12 protein-coding genes and 1 tRNA gene are annotated in these 14,080 nt (G+C 34.7%); 1 reads left to right on the top strand and 12 read right to left on the bottom strand.

What is annotated here, in order from left to right; translation table 11 throughout:
• Positions 1–108 precede the first annotated feature (108 nt).
• The 5 genes from AC0UBM_RS12365 to AC0UBM_RS12345 all read right to left on the bottom strand — a co-directional run bounded on the left by AC0UBM_RS12365 (position 109) and on the right by AC0UBM_RS12345 (position 3,946).
• The gene (locus tag AC0UBM_RS12365) at positions 109–504 is read right to left on the bottom strand and encodes a hypothetical protein (protein WP_228547182.1); all 396 of its coding nucleotides are present in this window, start codon (positions 502–504) and stop codon (positions 109–111) included.
• A 226-nt stretch (positions 505–730) separates the two neighbouring features.
• Positions 731–803: transfer RNA gene (locus AC0UBM_RS12360), tRNA-Met, on the bottom strand.
• A gap of 126 nt (positions 804–929) precedes the next feature.
• Entirely contained in the window at positions 930–1,106 is a 177-nt protein-coding gene (locus tag AC0UBM_RS12355) for a CPXCG motif-containing cysteine-rich protein (RefSeq protein ID WP_434036902.1), read from the bottom strand.
• Between the two features lie 31 nt (positions 1,107–1,137).
• A complete protein-coding gene (locus AC0UBM_RS12350; RefSeq protein WP_475688802.1) occupies positions 1,138–1,956 on the bottom strand; it encodes a leucine-rich repeat domain-containing protein in 819 nt (272 codons plus the stop codon).
• A 79-nt stretch (positions 1,957–2,035) separates the two neighbouring features.
• On the bottom strand, positions 2,036–3,946 hold the full coding sequence (locus tag AC0UBM_RS12345; protein WP_475688801.1) for an ABC-F family ATP-binding cassette domain-containing protein: 1,911 nt from the start codon (positions 3,944–3,946) through the stop codon (positions 2,036–2,038).
• An 86-nt stretch (positions 3,947–4,032) separates the two neighbouring features.
• On the opposite strand from AC0UBM_RS12345, the gene AC0UBM_RS12340 reads away from it, so the two are divergent.
• A complete protein-coding gene (locus tag AC0UBM_RS12340; RefSeq protein WP_475688800.1) occupies positions 4,033–4,416 on the top strand; it encodes a DUF983 domain-containing protein in 384 nt (127 codons plus the stop codon).
• Here AC0UBM_RS12340 and AC0UBM_RS12335 read toward each other — a convergent pair.
• From AC0UBM_RS12335 to topA, 7 genes are all read right to left on the bottom strand, one after another.
• A complete protein-coding gene (locus AC0UBM_RS12335) occupies positions 4,406–5,470 on the bottom strand; it encodes an NAD(P)/FAD-dependent oxidoreductase (RefSeq protein WP_475688799.1) in 1,065 nt (354 codons plus the stop codon). The two genes, AC0UBM_RS12340 and AC0UBM_RS12335, sit on opposite strands and share 11 nt — an antisense overlap.
• Positions 5,471–5,557: 87 nt before the next feature.
• A complete protein-coding gene (porN, locus tag AC0UBM_RS12330) occupies positions 5,558–6,448 on the bottom strand; it encodes a type IX secretion system ring subunit PorN/GldN (RefSeq protein ID WP_475688798.1) in 891 nt (296 codons plus the stop codon).
• A 53-nt stretch (positions 6,449–6,501) separates the two neighbouring features.
• A complete protein-coding gene (gene porM / locus AC0UBM_RS12325) occupies positions 6,502–8,064 on the bottom strand; it encodes a type IX secretion system motor protein PorM/GldM (protein WP_414036789.1) in 1,563 nt (520 codons plus the stop codon).
• 52 nt (positions 8,065–8,116) lie between these two features.
• Positions 8,117–8,770: a type IX secretion system motor protein PorL/GldL gene (gene porL / locus AC0UBM_RS12320; protein WP_434036906.1), complete on the bottom strand. Its 654-nt coding sequence runs from the start codon at positions 8,768–8,770 to the stop codon at positions 8,117–8,119.
• Positions 8,771–8,835: 65 nt separating this feature from the next.
• Positions 8,836–10,194, bottom strand: a complete 1,359-nt coding sequence (gene porK / locus AC0UBM_RS12315; protein WP_414036787.1) for a T9SS ring complex lipoprotein PorK/GldK — start codon at positions 10,192–10,194, stop codon at positions 8,836–8,838.
• A gap of 165 nt (positions 10,195–10,359) precedes the next feature.
• Positions 10,360–11,529 (bottom strand): formimidoylglutamase, encoded by a 1,170-nt coding sequence (locus AC0UBM_RS12310; protein ID WP_434036907.1) that lies wholly within the window; start codon positions 11,527–11,529, stop codon positions 10,360–10,362.
• Between the two features lie 3 nt (positions 11,530–11,532).
• Positions 11,533–14,076, bottom strand: coding sequence for a type I DNA topoisomerase (topA, locus tag AC0UBM_RS12305; protein WP_475688797.1), 2,544 nt, complete (start codon positions 14,074–14,076; stop codon positions 11,533–11,535).
• Positions 14,077–14,080 lie beyond the last annotated feature (4 nt).

The following is a 14,080-nucleotide window of genomic DNA, read 5'->3' as shown; positions in this document are numbered from 1 at the left end:
TTAATTCAGTTTAAACATCGCAATGCAAAGAAATGCAATGCGTTTATGATGCGATACTTACTTTGAAAAGCATCACGGTAGGATATAGCTATCCTAAAAAAAACTGAATTATACTTTAGGGGGTTGGAAAAGCGATTCCAGATATCTGGAAGTGAAGTTTACTTTATGTAAGTTAAACTGTTTTTTCTCTTCAAACTTTAGTCGATTGGTTAAAACCGAATTGTTGTTCGCAATAATTAATACTAAAGGGTGACAACATTGATGATGGGAATGGACTGGTGTATTCTCCTTATCTGGGTTATTATGATGCCCTTCATTTTTTGCATCATTGTCAATGTAATCTTCAACTACATATTCAAGGAAAGAGTCTCCATAAACTTTATGGTCTTGATAATGGGTAATAATGCTTGAAATTTCTTTAATTGGTCCACAAAAGTCCATATCAATGCTAATTCCCTGAAAAAAGAATAAAATTGACATTGATATGGAAAAGAATATTTTCATAAAGTTTGACAAATATACAAATTAATCGATGCACAGGTTGTGCAAAGAAAGAATGTTCACCTTTATATCCAAACACTATTTAGATATTTGATACTACTTATTATCAATAGAAGGCAAATGAGCATAAATAGAATTGAATTTTGAAAATAGGAATATTCTGTACTTATTCTGTACTATTGGAAATAAAAAAAGGCCTCACATTTCTGCAAAGCCTTTTCTTTACTAGTAGCGGGAACTGGACTCGAACCAGTGACCTTCGGGTTATGAGCCCGACGAGCTACCTACTGCTCTATCCCGCGATGTAAATCCTAAAACACCAAACTTAGCTTTTAACTTTCAGCTCATAATACTGATCTTGTTGTTTCGGACTGCAAATATACGACCCTTTTTCGATATAACAAGCATTATTTCAAAAAATATTTAAACTAATTTGCAGTGGCCTGAAAATCCGAAAGTTCGCCTTCTAAAAAAGAGACCTGTATCTCTATTGGATTACAACAAACCTCACAATCTTCTATATATTGTTGCTTAGAAACTCCTGTATCTAATAGCATAGAAATGGTTTCCCAACAATGCGGACAAGTAAAGAAATGTTCGAACATATGTGATTATATATTATTTTCAAGTACTACCTTAGTTATGATCTGTAATGACACTCTCATTCTCTATATCTATAGACAAATAGCCTACAGGCATACGGTCTGTAAAGCTATAATACTCCTTATTAAAGTCGTTTTTCTTTAACATTAAGGTGGTTAACTTATTTAGGTTGCCTATCGATTTTGGCAAGTATCCAGTAAATTTATTGTTGGTGATAATTAATTCTTCTAAATTATCCATCTGGCCCAATTCTACCGGCAGTTCTCCTTCAAAGTCATTGTCATGTAAACTTAGGTGCTCTAAGTTTGGTAGGCTACATAATTGCTTAGGAAAATATCCTGTAAAATAGTTTCTTCCCAATTGTAGCATTTCTAAGTTTTCTAACTTCGCGTAGGTCGATGGCACATTTCCTTTTAACTTATTATGGTATAAGCTTAAAAACTGCAACTGTTTTAGGTTTCCAATTTCGGCAGGCAAATACCCTGTAAATTCATTTAAGAACAACTCTAGGCTTTTAAGATCCCTTAACTGTCCTATAGAACGTGGTATTGGTCCGCCTAATTTATTAGACGCTAAATTAAGTTCTTTTAAGTATCGTAGTTCACTAATGCTTGAAGGCAATTCTCCTCTTAAATTATTACTTGGTAAATAAAGGGCCACCACATGATCGTCACTAATAGTTACACCGTACCATGCTTCTGTGGGTTCATTTAAATTCCAAGGAATTTTCCAATGTTCGCCATCTGTGGCGTAGTACAAATTAACAAGAGCTTTCTTTTCACTAAGCGGAATGTCTGCCATAGCAAAAAACGATGATAATAAGCAAATGCAAGAAAGTAGAATTGTTTTCATATCTAAAAAAGTTGGGCGCTACAAATTAACACAAAAAATCAGCTTAACTCCATTTTTTTTCGACGAACAACAATATTTCTTAACTTCCTAAGGTTTCGAGTTCCATTTGCACATCTTCCCAATACGACATTAATGCGGTGAGTTTCTTTTTCTTCTTCTTATAATTATCAAAAAAACCAGGTTTTGTAGACAGTTCATCGTAGTTAGAAGCCAGGTCTAAATCTGTTTTTTTAATCTCTTTTTCTATATCACTAATTTGAGATTCTATTTTACTCAATTTATTATTTAGAGATTTTAATTTCTTCTGATCTTCATAAGAGGTTGCCGATTTCTCTTTTGGCTGATTTTTAACCACATTACGCTTTTCGACTTCTCTTAAATTCTGAACATTTCGTTCTTCTAAATAGAAATCGACATCGCCCAAATATTCTTTTAGTTTATGGTCTTTAAATTCTACCACCTTATCTGTTAAATTCTGAAGGAAATCACGATCGTGAGATACAAGTAGCAACGTTCCCTCAAAACGTTTTAAAGCGTCTTTAAGTACGTTTTTAGACTTTATATCTAAGTGATTGGTTGGCTCATCCATGACCAAAACATTAAAAGGCTGTAACATTAATTTGGCCAATGCTAAACGGTTTCTTTCCCCTCCAGATAATACACGTACATACTTGTCGGCCTCTTCTCCTCTAAACAGAAACGATCCTAAAATGTCACGAACTTTACTTCTGTTCTTTTCATTTGCCGCGTCAATCATGGTATCTAAAACGGTTTTATTTCCGTCTAAATACTCTGCTTGATTCTGAGCAAAATATCCGATTTGCACATTATGTCCCAGTTTTAAATGGCCGCCATGCTCTAACTCACCAACTATAATTTTAGCCAACGTAGATTTCCCTTGTCCGTTTTGTCCAACGAAAGCGGTTTTACTATCACGCTCGATATGTAAACTAACACCCTGAAGTACTTTTTTATCGCCGTACTCTTTAACAATATCATTCGCTTCAACCACCACTTTTCCAGGAGTAACAGATACCGGGAAATTTAGAGTCATCACACTATTATCGTCTTCATCGACTTCAATGCGATCTATCTTATCTAACTTTTTAATAAGCGATTGTGCCATGGTAGCTTTAGATGCTTTAGCACGGAACTTCTCGATTAGTTTTTCAGTTTGCTCAATTTGCTTTTGCTGATTCTTTTGAGAAGCCACTTGCTGATCTCTAATTTCCTGACGTAAAACTAAAAACTGAGAATAGGCTTTCGGGTAATCGTAAATACGACCTAATGAAATCTCTATGGTTCGATTGGTAACATTATCTAAAAACATCTTATCGTGAGATACAATAGCGACGGCTCCAGGATAATTTTTTAAGAATCCTTCTAACCAGATAATAGATTCTATATCTAAGTGGTTAGTAGGCTCATCGAGTAATAGAATATCGTTATTTTGAAGTAATAACTTAGCCAATTCTATACGCATTCTCCAACCTCCAGAGAATGTATCTGTAAGTTTATCGAAATCTTCACGCTGAAACCCTAAACCCTGTAAAATACGTTCTGTATTTCCTTGGTAATTATAACCTCCAATAATTTCGTATTGGTGTTGTAAATCGTTTAAGTCGATCATGAGTTGGTGATACGATTCACTTTCGTAATCCGTACGAGTAACAAACTGCTCGTTTATATACTCCATTTTCGCTTCCAATTCCTTTATTTCTGTAAAGGCCTGATACGCTTCTTCTAAAACAGTACGTCCTAAAACAAAATCTATGTCCTGTCTTAAAAATCCTATTTTTAAATCTTTATCTGCCGAAATCTGACCAGAGTCTGGTTCTAGATCTTTAGATAAAATTTTCAGCATGGTAGATTTTCCGGCACCATTTTTACCAATTAAACCAACCCGGTCTCCCTGACCTAGTTTAAAGGTAATCTCTTCGAATAAATATTCACCCTGAAATGAAATAGATAAATTATGAATGTTAAGCATAGAATTGTTACAAATGTTACCAAACATTAAGCGATTAAATCTTAAGTTTGTGTTTTAAAATTGATTGCAAAAATACATTAAATAAAATGTTTACAAAAGGATCGAAACTATATAGTATTATCACAGGTGCTTGTCCGAAGTGTCATCAAGAATCTATGTACGTAAACAAAAACGCGTACGTGCTTTCAGATACTTTAAAAATGCATGAACATTGTTCACACTGCCACACCAAATACAAAATAGAACCTTCCTTCTTTTATGGCGCAATGTACGTAAGTTATGCCGTAGGTATAGCTTTTGCCGTGGCCGCTTTTGTAATTAGCCATTTATTTTTAGGATCTGGCCTGGTAACCGCCTTTATTGCCATAGTTTGCACGTTAATTGTCTTTATGCCAATAATTATGCGTTGGTCTAGAAACATTTGGATAAATATGTTTATGAGCTACAATAAAGATTTAGTTAAGAAATAGAAGCATAATCAGATTCATATCTTTTTATATCTATTTCCGCATCCAGCTCACCACCATTCTCGATTGCATTGTATAGTTGCTTAGCCACATATGGTCCAATTAAAACACCACGAGAGCCTAAACCATTTAATATAAACATATGCTTATGTTCGGGATGAGCGCCTATTAAAGGCCTTCTATCTTTAACTGTAGGGCGTACACCGGCAACCTGATCTACAATTTCAAAATTGCTTGTTATAAAAGATTTCAGCTTGCTTAACAACTGGTTTCTCCCAGCCTCTGATGTGTTATTGGTTTTATCGTCTCTTTCGTAAGTCGCTCCAACTTTATATAAATCGTTACCCAAAGGCATGACGAATACGCTAGACTTAAGTAAAAAATCTATGTTTAATTCTGGCGCATGAATAATAAGTAATTCGCCTTTTGAACCTTGCAAAGGCAAATAATTAAAAAACGGATTCTGTTTTAAACCAAAACCTTCTGCAAAAACAACATGTTTTATCTTATAATTCTGATACATAAAACCAGACGCTGTAGGCTCTAATGCCTTATAGAGGAAAGGATGTTCCACAAGTTCTCCATTACGTTTAAGATAAGTGCGATAGGATGCCATTAAAAGCGCCGAATCTACTCGTCCGGTTTGAAGCACCTCGCCAAACCCAAAATCAGCATTAATATGCGAGTTGGTGTTCTTTATTAATGTTGTTGAAATAAATTCGCCCACATTAACTTTATCCGATGCCGCGAACCAATTATTTTGCTCTTCTGTAGATACAAATCGGCGATACACCGGCAGTTTATAATCTACCGTTATATTAAGTTTATCTTCTAAATTTTTATAAAATGGTAAGGCCAATTTTAATTGTTCCTGACTTTTCCATACTGCTGTAAATCGTTTCAAGACTACAGGATTATACATCCCACCAGCAACTGTAGAAGACTGTTGAGATTGGTTATCGAAAACCAAAACAGACTTATTATGCGCTTTAGCTTCTTCTATAAAAGAAAGCCCTGCGAAGCCACAACCTACTATTAAATAATCTACTTCTATCATTTGGTAAAGATACTATGAATAAAAATTGAGTTTATAAAAAAAGGCTCACAAATTGCGAGCCTTTTTCTATATTATAATGTGTCGTAATTAGTATGACCACATATCTAATTCGAAGTTTCTAATATTTTCTTTAATTCTATCAGATTCTAACAACTGCATTAACGCATTATCTGCGATATATTCTTTCACTTCTCTGTCTCCAAAAACATTTTCTTCTTTAAAGATATAGCCGTTAAAACGTCTAGAGTTTAGGATAAGATCGAACGAAAATGGTACGGCGCTATTATTGCTATTAAACGCTTTAGCTTCATGTAACACTTGTCGAGCATCTGGATAGAAAATCCAAAACAACGGAATTAATTCTGGTGTTTCTGCATCTAAAAAGTTAACATCTGGCGCAACAGGAGCGATACCTAACAAACGATATTTTAACTCTGACTGACGTTTATCGAAATACCATAAACCTTTAATCCAGTATTCAGTAATATCGTAAGACGAAATTTCTCGTCTTCTTATGTACTGTTCGTCTACTCTACCTTCGGCATTATACTGCTCGTAACCCACATCTGTTGTATCGACTAAAGCTAATGCATCTTGAATATCTCCTAAAGTTCTTTTTGTTGTAAAGTAAGAATCGTCGTAAATATTTTTGATTTTCCCTTGCTTAATACTTCTTAAAAGCACATCGTAAAGCGAACGTCTGTTACTTCCAATATTATTTGTGTCTACAGGATAATACAATGGAAAATTAACACGCTCGTCTAATACAATTTTTTCCCAAACCATTTTAGAATACAATACATCTCGATCGTCTACATAGCCATATTCTAAGGGTCTATCACTGTCTAATGCGATTTGAGCACTAGTTCTCTGACCAATTTCCTCAGGGCTTTTTGCGTTTAAAATGTTCATTTGAGCAAAGGATACTGAAGCGACCATTATACAACCAAGAGTTAATAAAAAATGTTTATAAGTCATTGTTTAAAAATTTAAAATATTTTGCGAACCTTTACAATTTAAATGTTTCAATTTTAATTAGATAGTTCTATTAAGATCGGAGATACTTTTTTCAATTTGTAAGATGAATTACCGCTAATTTGAGCTTTAATATCAAAAATTGTTATACCGTCTCCACGTCTTGCTTTACGTAAAGCAGCACTTGCCTTACTATTAAGTTTAGTACCACCAACTGTAATGGTTGGTTGTCCTGGAATTTTAATTTTAAAAGAGGTTACTTGTAACGGTAAATCGAAATCGAAATCGTCTAATTTCGCGCCAATCGTTGCAATCTCTAAGTTGTTACGTTGCATAGTAACGTTACCATCTTCACCACGAATAGTTCCTGTTGGACTTGGAATATCTTTAATTCTGAATGTTGCATTATCCGACACACCATTTCCGTTAGGCAAAGTACCATTAACTTTAATAGTTACTTCTCTACCTTGTCCAGGATTCATTACGTATTTCCCTACTCCAGATGCTTTCTTTAATCCCGGTGCACTTGCAGTTACTTTATTATCTGCAATACCAGCAAAAGATATAGTCATTGGGTTTGAAACTCCACGATATACTACATTCATTTTATCTGCAGAAATTGTAGCAGAATTTGGCATTGGAATAGTAGCAAAAGTAGATTTAACAGGAACCTCTACAGGCTCTCCATCTTGCATGAATGTTAATTTCCCTTCAATAACATGCTCTCCAGGATTTCCTGTTCCGATGTTAAGCTTAACCTTACCGTCCTCTACAGTATACTGAGATTCTGATAAAGGTTTACCATCTAAAGTTAATTCTACTTTATTTGGTCTTGTAGATCCATCTTTACGTCCTAAAACAATGTTACCATCAAAGGTTTCACCATTAAAGTAAGCCGATTTAGAAGTTTCTAAAAGCGTTGTATAATTTGTCATAGAAGCTTCTGCGGCTAAAGATCCCGCTAACATTCTATTTAAAATTTCTGAAGACGTACTTTTAACGTCTGCTTGTAATTGTGTAATTTTTGTTAAAGAGGCTACTAAAGGAAATCCTTTATAGTTATAATCTAACCAATCTATTTCTTTACCATCTCTATTTGTTACCGGTGCTGTACTAAACTCTTTCTCTACATCTGCTGCAATTGGAGCTAATTTTGGATCTGATTTCAAGATTTCTGAAACTCCATCTCTAAAACTTGCAATTTTATTTAAGAATTCTTCTCCTTCTGGCTTATAACCATCTCCTTTAAAGAAATAGTTATCTAAGAAGTCGGTCTTATCCATTGCTTCATAATCCTTAGGATCATCAGTTTTAGCAAGCATCTTAGTTTTTAAATCGGCTAAATAAGCATTAAAATCAGTTACTAAATTTTTAACTTCTCCCGCTTTAATCTTTAGTGATTTAAATTTTTCTGGTTGTTCTTCTGCTTTCAAATCCAAACTTGTTAACAATGCTTGATTTCGCACTGTAGCCGCTTGATTAGAATTTTCCAGCTTTTCATTCATAGAACCAAATGCTGAAAGCACTTCTTTTGACATATTCAACGCTAGCATCGCGATGAAGATTAAATACATCAAGTTTATCATTTTCTGCCTTGCAGATAAATTTCCTCCTGCCATTACTAATTAGGATTTTAAGTTATTAATTATAGAACTTTATATTCTAATCAGATTATTTTTTATTCATTGCTGTAAGCATGCCACCATAAACACCATTTAAAGATGATAAGTTAGACGCTAATGATTCCATCTGTTCTTTTAATTTCTGAGCGTTTTCAACAGATTCTTTGTTGATTGCAGCTTGACGACTAGCACTTTCTAATTGAACTTTATATAAACTATTTAAAGATTCCATTTGTGAAGCAGCTATAGACATTTCTTCACCATACTTTTTAGTAGAAGCAATTGAATCTACCGCTGGGCCAATACCTTTTGCAGCACCTTCAAAATTTCTAATACTAGAACCTAAGCTAGTCATTAATTGAGCATCGATTTTAGCATCTTTTAATAAGTTATCTAATTTCTTAGATAATAAACCTTCTGCATCTGTTGGTTCAGCTACAACTTTTTTACTTTTTACAGTTGGTGTTCCTCCAGCTAATTCTGGATATACTTTAGACCAATCTAATTCATCATCTACTGGTTCAAAAGCAGAAATCGCAAAAATAATTGCTTCGGCAACCAGTCCAATCGTTAACATTACGTTACCCGTTAAAGGCCCTAATTCGAAGTGAGTAATTTTAAATAATGCACCAATAATTACTACAGATGCTCCAAGCCCATAGGCCATGTTAATGAATTTCTTAAAACCTTTTGATTGTGCCATAATTTCTAAGTTTTGGGTCTTCCCCTGTTTGGTTGATTAATATTGTTTTTTTCTCGGGTATTAAATTATCTACGATTACTAGTAATATCTGTTCCCATATAATCTTGAACAGTTCTAAAACCAATATAACTTCTTGCAGAATCTGCATACTCGTAATCTCTTGAACTTACTTGTAAGAAATAGGCAACATCTTTCCAAGAACCTCCTCTAACTACTTTACGTTGGTTGTTATTATCGTTAACACTTGGATTAATGGTTGAAGAATATTCGTAAGATGCAGGATCGTAAGAAGAGTTTACCCATTCTGCAACGTTTCCAGCCATATTATATAAGTTATAATCGTTAGGCTCGTAAGATTTTGCTTCAACAGTATACAAGGCTTGATCTGCCGCGTAGTCTCCTCTTAATGGTTTAAAGTTTGCTAAGAAGCAACCTCTATCATCTTTGGTATAAGGACCTCCCCAAGGGTATGTTGCCGCTTGTAAACCGCCACGTGCAGCATACTCCCACTCTGCTTCAGATGGTAATCTAAAAGAGTTTACCAATTGTTTGTCTTTACTTTTTTGATGCGAATTTTTATATAATGTTCTCCATTGACAGAAGGCATTAGCTTGTTTCCAACTCACACCTACTACAGGATATGCTCCGTAAGCTTCATGCCAAAAATAGTCGTTATGCATTGGTTCGTTATAAGAATATGCAAAATCTCTAATCCAAGCTGTAGTATCAGGATATACTTTAATCTCTTCTTGCATAACCACATCGCTACGCTTAAGATTTCTATCTTTAGCCGCTTTCTGAATATCTAAGTAAGAAAATTGAAATTTAAATTTGTTTACATCCCAAGTACGCTGCCCATTGTAAGACTCTTCTAAAGGAATATGCATCGTATCCATAACCTCAGCATAAAACTCGTCTGGATATTCAGCTTCATCATAAATAAGCTCTACACGCTTATTTAATTTTCTTCCTTCGTAACCTGTTGGTCCAAATCCACTGTAATTATCTAGCATGTATTTTTCGTACACCGTCATACTTGCTGTGTCTACATCTGTAAAAGCGTACTCACCAATACCTCCATCTTCTGGTGTGCGCCCTACTTCATCTGCTAAGATTGCAAGTTTTGTTCTAATAATAGAATCGCGAACCCAGCCAACAAATTGTCTGTATTCACTGTTAGTAATTTCCGTTTCGTCCATATAAAATGCACGAACAGTTACTGTTTTTGCCGGTGCGTCTTGAATATTTGCTAAATCGTCGTCTGCTTTCCCCATTATAAATGAACCACCAGGAACAAGTGCCATCCCGTAAGGTTTTTCAGGATGCCATTTCTTACCTCTAACCCCAATTAGCTCACCTTTGTCGCCAGAACCACAACCAATTAATACTGCTAAAACGACCGTTAATAAAATAATTTTTCTCATATCTATAGCAAACTTTTAGATTCTAATTGGAATCTAAATTTTAAAAGTGTAAACATATTTATATATTTTCTAATAAGCAATTATTCTGAAGAAAAAATGGGCGTTTAGTCGATAAAACCTGACGTTTAACGATATTAAATACATTTCATCTGATTTTATTATGTATTATACACAATTTTTCTGATATGCTTTAAACCACCTCTCCGGAATTTGATTATTACATGCATCTAAATAATCTTGATGCATACATGGTAATAACGTATGTCTCTTTAATTTATTATTAATTTCATTTAAAAATGGAATCTCAATCCACCATCGCCCAGTCTTTATACTTTTGTAAAAAATAAGCTCTTCAGAATCGACTAACGTTATAAATTTCTGATAGATAGACTCATCTTTAAAGTCACTATCGTCTACTCTATTATTTAATCCTTCTATAAAATACCAAATCATTTGAGAGATTAGTCCGCATGTAATATCGTCGTCTTTAGAGGGATTATATTCAAAAATACCCAAAGCACTCACTTTATTACTGATACCTGCATACCTAGTAATGGCACAAATTTCTTTACCGTCTAAACCGTTGGGAGATACTTTTTGATTTAAACTCACTTCCGAAGCTTTTAAAGATCCCATGTCTACAGTCACAATATTGGCATCGCGCATAACAGGCTCTACTAAAGTAATATCGTTAGACACTTGCCCTAAACGATACGCTTCAAAATATAAGGTTTCCATTAAATCTATTTGTTCTTGCGAATTAAAATAGGTTTGGTAACCAATGGCCGCGTAATTAAATAAATTATAAGGTTCCTCTAAAACAATCTTTCCTACAAAACTATCGTTCTTAATAGGTTCTGTTAAATCTCCTAAATCGAACTTACTATCTACATTCACAATGTTTACCATTGGAATAAGATTATCGAATGCACGATACATAGGATAGGTTAGATCTTGACTGCCGCCTAAAACTAATGGAATTATATTTAATTTCACTAATTCTGCAACTGTTTCTTTTAACGCAAAATACGTATCTTCTACAGTTTCACCTTTATGTATATCTCCTAAATCGGCTATAGTTGTACTCCAACTACCAGGGAACAACTTATACAAGGCATTACGGATTTCGTTTATATTAAAATCTTCACCTATATAATTAACAGCATTTCTATTTTCTAAAACACCTATAATTGCGACATCCACCCCCTGAAGATTGGGCATGCCGTCTTGTTTAGAATGTATTTTTAATTTTTGTCCGAATGCTTGTGGCGACAATAACTCGTTATGTGCCAAAACAACTTCGGGTACAGGAGCCAGAAAATTAAGGTCGGGCATGTATTATTTCTTTTTAACAGTAGTTGTTTTTTTAGCCACAGCTTTCTTCTTTGCTGGTGCTTTTTTCTTAGCAGGCGCTTTCTTTTTCGCTGCTGTTTTACGCTTTGGAGTTTTAGCTTCTATTAAAGCCATGGCTTTTTCTAGCGTAATTTTAGTAGCGTCGACAGTTTTATCTAATTCTACTTTTATTTTACCTTTAATAACATTGTGTCTTCCCCAACGTGCTTTCTCTACACGAATTCCTTCTTCTTCCCAGTTATGAACGACTTTATCAATTTCTTTCTGGATTTTTTCTTTAATTAACGTTACAATATCATCGTCGGATAAATTATCCCAGTCGTATTTCTTGTTTACGTTAATAAACATGTTATTCCATTTAATAAAAGGTCCGAAACGTCCTTTTCCTTTCTGTACTGGTAAACCGTCGTACATATAAATTGGCGCATCGGCTTCTTGCTTCTCTTTTATTAAAACAATCGCATCTTCCAATTCTACACTTAAAGCATCTACGCCTTTAGGTAGCGACACATAGGTTTCTCCAAATTTTACATAAGGACCAAAACGTCCGTTATTTACAACCACAGGAAGTTCTTCGTAAACACCTAAATCTTTTGGTAACTTGAATAAATCTAAAGCATCTTCAAAAGTAATGGTGTTTAGCTGTTGGTCTGGAGATAAACTTGCAAAGATTTTATCTTCTTCTTCGGCTGCTCCTATTTGAGCCATTGGTCCGAATTTCCCTAAACGCACACTTACTTGACGGCCTGTTTTAGGATCTGTACCTAAAATACGCTCGCCAGATTCACGTTCGGCATTTTCTTGCACATCGATAACTTGAGGATGGAATTTTGTATAGAAAGCCTTCATTAGCTTAATCCAATTTTCTTTTCCTTCAGCAATATCATCGAAATCCTCTTCTACTTTTGCTGTAAAATTGTAATCTAAAATACTTTCAAAATGATTAACCAAAAAGTCGGTTACTATCATTCCAATATCGGTAGGTACTAACTTCCCTTTATCCGATCCTACTTTTTCGGTAAGAAGTTTATCTTTTACTTGTCCTGCCTTTAACGTAATTTGTGTATACTCACGCTCTACACCTTCAACCATACCCTTTTCAACATAGTTTCTATTCTGAATTGTAGAAATAGTTGGTGCATAGGTAGATGGACGACCAATACCAAGTTCCTCTAATTTCTTTACTAAAGAAGCTTCAGTATATCTATAAGGTGGTCTTGTGTAACGTTCGGTAGCCGTTATAAATTCGTTTAAAAGGGTTTCGTTAACCTTCATAGCAGGCAACATCCCTTCTTGTTCAGAATCTTCGTCGTCGTTACCTTCTAAATAGACCTTTAAAAATCCATCGAAAGTAATAACTTCTCCGTTTGCTGAAAATAATTCTTTATGTGTTGAAGCCGATATTTTAACATTTGTACGTTCTAATAACGCTTCACTCATTTGCGATGCGATTGCACGTTTCCAAATCAGTTCGTATAAACGGGCTTGATCGCGATCAATATCTACAGAATGTAATGCAAAATCTGTTGGACGAATAGCTTCGTGAGCCTCTTGCGCCCCTTTTGCTTTTCCTTTATAGTTACGTTCTTTAGCATACTTGGTTCCGTAAGCATTTTCAATTTCGGCTTTCGCTCCTTTTCTTGCTTCGTCGGATAAGTTTACACTATCTGTTCTCATATAAGTAATAAGACCGGCTTCGTATAAACGTTGCGCCATGGTCATGGTTTTACTTACTGAAAAATATAATTTACGTGCTGCTTCTTGTTGAAGTGTTGATGTTGTAAATGGTGCAGCAGGCGATTTCTTAGCTGGTTTTTTCTCTAAATCTTTAACTTTAAAATCTGCTGAAGCATTACTTTCTAAAAACTTAAAGGCTTCTTCTTTTGAAGAAAATGTTTTGGGAAGTTTGGCTTTAAAAGTCTGTCCTTCTTCGTTAGAAAATTCGGCATCAATTCTATACGATGCTTCGGCATTAAATTCTTGAATTTCGCGTTCACGTTCTACAATTAATCTCACAGAAACCGACTGTACACGTCCGGCAGATAAACCACCTTTTACTTTACGCCATAACACTGGAGATAATTCGTACCCTACAATTCTATCTAATACGCGACGGGCTTGTTGCGCATCGACTAAATTGTAATCTATACCACGCGGATTCTCAATCGCTTTTTGAATAGCTGTTTTTGTAATCTCGTGAAAAACAATACGTTTTGTTTTGTCTTTATCTAATTTTAAAGTCTCGGCTAAATGCCAAGCAATCGCCTCACCCTCGCGATCCTCATCACTTGCTAGCCAAACCATTTCGGCTTTCTTAGATAAATCTCTAAGCTTTTTAACAACTGCTTTTTTATCGGAGGAGACTTCGTATTTTGGACTAAAATCACCTTCCACATCTACACCTAATTCTTTAGATGGTAAATCGGCAATATGACCAAAACTAGACTCAACTTTATAATCTTTACCTAAAAATTTTTCGATCGTTTTCGCCTTTGCAGGTGACTCCACTATTACTAAATTCTTCGCCATTTCT

The sequence above is a fragment of the Formosa sp. F44 genome (assembly GCF_056238645.1).
The sequence above is the reverse complement of the archived record's forward strand: the minus strand, read 5'-3'. Positions and strand labels throughout refer to the sequence as shown.